This window comes from Nocardia asiatica NBRC 100129, assembly GCF_000308415.1.
In the GTDB taxonomy this organism is placed as follows: Bacteria; Actinomycetota; Actinomycetes; order Mycobacteriales; family Mycobacteriaceae; genus Nocardia; species Nocardia asiatica.
In genome coordinates, this window is record NZ_BAFS01000249.1 from 1 (window position 1) to 5,245 (window position 5,245).

Annotated in this window: 1 protein-coding gene; it reads right to left on the reverse strand. The window is 67.9% G+C overall.

Features of this window, described 5'->3' with window-relative positions; genetic code table 11:
• On the reverse strand, positions 1–5,245 hold a 5,245-nt coding region (locus tag ON27_RS24295), incomplete at both ends, for a non-ribosomal peptide synthetase (RefSeq protein WP_043732396.1).

Below are 5,245 nucleotides of genomic sequence, written 5' to 3' on the forward strand. Positions count from 1 at the left end.
CAAATTGAACAGCTCGGTCCGCGGATTCTCCCGCAAGAACCGCTGCGCCACCGAACCCGGCAACGCCTCACCAATCGCCAACACCCGCCACAGCGAATCCGGCATACCCGCGGTCAACAACGCATCCAACATCGACGGCACCACATGCAACGTGGTGACCCACTCACGCGCCATCAACTCGTTCAAATACGCCGGATCCCGATGACCATCCGGCGAAGCGATCACCAAACGACCACCACACACCGCCGCCGACCAGAACTCCCACACCGACAAATCGAACGTCGCCGCCGTCTTCAACAACACCGCATCCGCAGCGTCCAGACCGAACTCGACAACCTTCCACTGCAACTGATTCGCGATCGCACCATGCGGCACCGCCACACCCTTCGGACGACCCGTCGAACCCGACGTGAAGATCACATACGCCGTGTTCTCCGCACGCAACGGCGCAACACGATCAGCATCCGTGACCGGCTCGGCATCCACACCCGACAAATCGAGGTCATCGATACGCACCACCGGCGCGACATCGGTCTCGAACTCCGCCTCGGCATTGGTCAGCACACACACCGGTGCCGCCGTCTCCAAGATGTAACTCGTCCGCTCAGCAGCCTGATCCGGATCCACCGGCACATACGCACCACCGGACTTCGCCACCGCATACATCGCCACGATCAAATCCACCGACCGGCGCAACGCCAGCGCGACCCGCGACTCCGGTCCGACGCCCGACGAAATCAGATGCCGGGCGAGTCGATTCACCCTGGCGTCGAGTTCGGCGTAGGTCAGCTCGACCCGCTCACCGCCGACCCCATCCGCGACGATGGCCGTGGAGCGCGGGTCCGCTGCGACGCTGGCGTCGAGTAGCGAGACCAGCGTCGCGCTCGCGTCGACGCTCTGGTCAGTCGCGTTCCAGCGGGTCAGCACGTCGTGCCGTTCGGCATCGGCGAGCAGTTCGATATCGCCGACCGTGGTGTTCGCATCCGCGACCACAGCTGCGAGGATGCGCGAGAAGCGCGCCGCGAAACCGTCCACGGTCGCACGGTCGAACAGGTCGGTCGCATACGTGAAGAAGCCACCGATACCGGCAGCCGCACCCGACTCCTCGTAGGCGTCACCGACGATCAAATGCAGATCGAACTGCGACACATCCAGATCGGCATCGACACCGGCCACCGTCAACCCGGGCAGCTCCAGCGCGGTCCGCGCGATGTTCTGGAAGGACAACCCCACCTGGAACAACGGATGGTGCGCCGTCGACCGCGGCGGATTCAGCACCTCGACCAACCGCTCGAACGGCACGTCCGCGTGCGCGAACGCCCGCAGATCGGATTCCCGTTGCCTGCCCAGCAGGGCGGCGAAGGACTCGCCCGGCTCGAACCGCGTCCGGAAGACCACGGTGTTCACGAACATGCCGATCAGGTCATCGAGCGCACGCTCACCACGGCCCGCGATAGGTGTTCCGATCGCGATATCCGAACTGCCGGACAGTCGGGCCAGCAACACGGCGAACGCCGTATGCACCACCATGAACAGGGTCGCGCCGTGCGCACGCGCCAACTCGACGAGTCCGGCGTGGGTCGCGGCATCGATCTCGATATCCACCCGCGCACCGGCCATGGACGCCACCGCGGGCCGCGGCCGGTCTGTCGGCAACTCCAGCAGGTCAGGGAGACCGGCCAGTTGCGCACGCCAGAACCCGATCTGCGCAGCGGCGACCGACTCCGGATCGGACTCCGCACCCAGCACCGCACGCTGCCACAACGCGTAATCCGCGTATTGCACAGGCAAGGGCGACCACCCCGGAGCGTCACCCGAGGTGCGCGCCGCGTACGCGACCATCACATCCCGCACCAGCGGACCCATCGACGACGCATCCGCCGCGATGTGATGCACCACCACGGCGAGCACGAACGTATCCGGCGCACCGTCGACCTGGATCAGCGCCGCCCGCAACGGCACCTCGGCCGTGACGTCGAACGGTGTCGCGGCCAAGGTGTACACGGTGCTCGCCACATCGGTCTCGGCCAGCAGTCGGGGAGTCAGATCCAGCGCCACCCGCCCAGCGGGCAGCACCAACTGCACCGGACCATCGGGAGTCTCCGGATACACGGTGCGCAGCACCTCATGGCGCGCGACCACGTCGTTCAGCGCCGCGCCCAGTGCGGCTACGTCCAATGCACCGGTCAGGCGCAGCGCGAACGGGAGGTTGTAGGCGGCCGAACCGATCTGTTGATCCGCGTCGTCGGTCTGGTCGAAGCGGTTGAGGAACCACATCCGCCGCTGCGCCAACGACAACGGCAACTGGTCGGGACGAGCGATACTCCCCAACTCGACACCACGCTCACCGTGCGTGCGTGACTCGAGCGCCGCCGCCAGGGCCGCGACCGTGGGCGCTTCGAACAACGTCCGCACCGCCACCCGCGCACCCACCGCCGCACCCAGACGCGCCACCACCTGCGTAGCGACCAGCGAATTACCACCCAACGCGAAGAAATCGTCATCCGCGCCGACCCGGCCCAAGCCGAGGACCTCACCGAATACACCGGCCACGATCTCCTCGACCGCAGTGGCCGGCGCACGGAAATGCTTGGTCTCGAAAGTCGGCTCCGGCAGCGCCTTGCGGTCCAGCTTGCCGCTCGAGTTCAGCGGGAACGCCGCCAACACCACGATGGCGGCCGGAACCATGTAAGTGGGCAGGGTTTCCCCGATCGCGGCCCGCAGTGCCTGCGCGTCGACCTGATCACCCGGAGCGGGGACGACATAGGCGACGAGCTGATCGCCCAGCGCCGAAGGCGAGACGAGCGCGGCCGCCTGGCTCACCGAGGGCTGCGCCAGCAACGCCGTCTCGATCTCCCCCAGCTCGATCCGCTGACCACGGAACTTCACCTGGAAATCGGTCCGGCCGAGATAGTCCAGCACCGCGTCGTCGGCGTCCTTGCGCCACACGACGAGGTCGCCGGTCCGATACATCCGCTCGCCCGAGGCGAAGGGGTTGGCCACGAACCGGTCGGCGGTCAGATCAGGACGCCGCACGTAACCGCGAGCCAGCTGATCGCCCGCGAGATACAGCTCGCCCGGCACACCCACCGGCACCGGCCGCAACCACGAATCCAGCACGTACACCTGGGTGTTCCACTGCGGCAGGCCGATCGGGACGGACCGCTCGTCCGCCGCGGCGGGCCAGTAGGTCACCGACACCGCCGCCTCGGTGGGGCCGTACAGGTTGTGTACAGCGGCGTCCGACACCGCGTGCATGGCCGCTACGGTCTCCGGCGGCAGCGCCTCACCGATCACGAAGACGTGCTTCAGCGTCGGGCAGCTTCCTGGCGTGGTGTGCGCGGCGAACACCGTGAGCATGGACGGCACGAAGTCGGTGACCGTCACACTCTGCGCGGCAATCGTTTCCGCGACATAGGCGGGATCGCGATGGCCGTCCGGCGTGGCGACGACCAGCTTCGCGCCCGCCCGCAGGGGCATGAAGTAGCCCCACAGCGAGACGTCGAACGTCGTCGCCGTCTTCTGCAGGTACACGTCGTCGGCGTCGAGCGGGTACTCCGCCAGCATCCACGTGATCTGGTTGTCGATCGCCGCGTGCGAGACCGCGACGCCCTTCGGCCGACCGGTCGATCCCGAAGTGAAGATCACGTACGCCGGATTGTGCGGCGACACCGGGCGCAGCAATTCCTCCGCACGCACCGGGCTGTCGTCGAATCCGCCGAGGTCCACCGTGTCCACGGCGAGGGTCGGGACGTCACCGAAGAGGGTTTCGGCGTCGGCGCGGGTGGTCACGACGCAGAGGGGGCGAGCGGTGTCCAGGATGTGGGCGATGCGTTCAGCCGGATGATCCGGATCCAACGGCACATACGCCCCACCCGCCGCCACAACCGCATACATCCCCACCACAAGATCCAACGACCGACGAACCGCCAACCCCACCAACGACTCCGCACCCACACCCTGCGAAATCAACAACCGAGCCAAACGATTCACCCGCGCATCGAACTCCCGATACGACAGACCCACACCCTCATAGACCACCGCGGTCCGGTCCGGGTGCGCCGCAACGGCACGACGGTAGCCGTCGAGCAGCAGCTCCGCGCGCACGGGATAGCGAGTGTCGTTCCACTCGTGCAGGATGCGGTCCCGCTCGACCACGCTGAGCAGCTCGACCGCGCCGAGCGCGCGATCGGGATCGGCGGCGACCGCGCGCAGCAGCCGGTTCAGGCGACCCGCGAACTCGGCGACGGTCTGCTCGTCGAACAGATCGGCGGCGTAGGTGAACATCGCCGCCAGGCCCGCGTCCGGGCCTTCCTGCGGCGTGATGGTCAGCTGCAGATCGAATTTCGCCATCGCGCCGTCGAACTCGACCGCGCCGACCGACAGGCCGGGCAGCTCGAGTTCCGCCTGGTTCATATTCTGGAAGAACAGCGCCACCTGGAACAGCGGGTGATGCGCCTGCGACCGCACCGGGTCAAGCACCTCGACCAAACGCTCGAACGGCAACTCCGCATGCGAGAAAGCCGCGAGGTCGCGCTCCTTGGTCGCCGCGAGCAGATCGGCGAACGACGCCGCCGGATCGACCTCGGTGCGCAGTACCAGCGTGTTGACGAACATGCCGACCAGGTCGTCGAGTTCCGCCTCGCCACGACCGGCGACGGGCGTGCCGATGGTGATGTCGGCGGTACCCGACAGCCGGGCGAGCAGCGCCGCGAAGGCGGCGTGCACCACCATGAACAGCGAAGCGCCGCGGGCGTGTGCGAGTTCGTCGAGCCGGACGCGGGTCGGCGCGTCGACGGCGAAGGTGTAGACGCCGCCGCGACCGGAGGCCGACGCGGGCCGCGGCCGATCCATGGGCAGGTCCAGCCGATCCGGGATACCCGCCAGAGCGTCGCGCCAGAAAGCGATCTGCGCGGCGGCCACCGAACCCGGGTCGTTCTCGTCGCCGAGCACGGCACGCTGCCACAGCGTGTAGTCGGCGTACTGCACCGGCAGCGGAGCCCAGCCGGGCGCCGCGCCCGCGCTCCGCGCGACATAGGCGGTCATCAGATCGCGCACCAGCGGCGCGATGGACGTGCCGTCGGCCGCGATGTGGTGCACCACGACCGCCAAGACGTACTCGTCGGAGCCGACGCGCGCGAGCGAGATCCGCAGCGGCACCTCGGCCGCCACGTCGAAACCGGCGACGGCGAAAGTGCGCAGCCAGTCCGGGAGTTCGTCGGGGGTGCGGCTGTGCGGCGTCAGG